General features: G+C 61.7%; 1 pseudogene. It reads right to left on the bottom strand.

From position 1 onward, the window contains the following. A pseudogene (locus SB771_RS37150) lies at positions 1-220 on the bottom strand (histidine kinase); the annotation flags it as partial. Positions 221-235 lie beyond the last annotated feature (15 nt).

Below are 235 nucleotides of genomic sequence, written 5' to 3'. Positions count from 1 at the left end.
TGTCGTGATAACGGGTCACGCCCTTGTACGCGACGCCGGACGCATCGACTTTCGCGTTCAGGTAGTAGTCGAGGTTCGGGCCGGCCGGCACCGCGTTGATGAAGCGTGCCTGCGGCTTCGAGATGCCGAGCACGGTGCCGACGTCGTTGCCGTCTCCACCGCATGCCGTGAGCATGGTGATGACCGAGCACAGCGCCACTATCGTTCGAATGGATTTCATGTCGTCCTCTCGTTC

Origin of the sequence: Burkholderia sp. SIMBA_051 (genome assembly GCF_046534915.1) — a bacterium.
In the GTDB taxonomy this organism is placed as follows: domain Bacteria; phylum Pseudomonadota; class Gammaproteobacteria; order Burkholderiales; family Burkholderiaceae; genus Burkholderia; species Burkholderia ambifaria.
The sequence above is the reverse complement of the archived record's forward strand: the minus strand, read 5'-3'. Positions and strand labels throughout refer to the sequence as shown.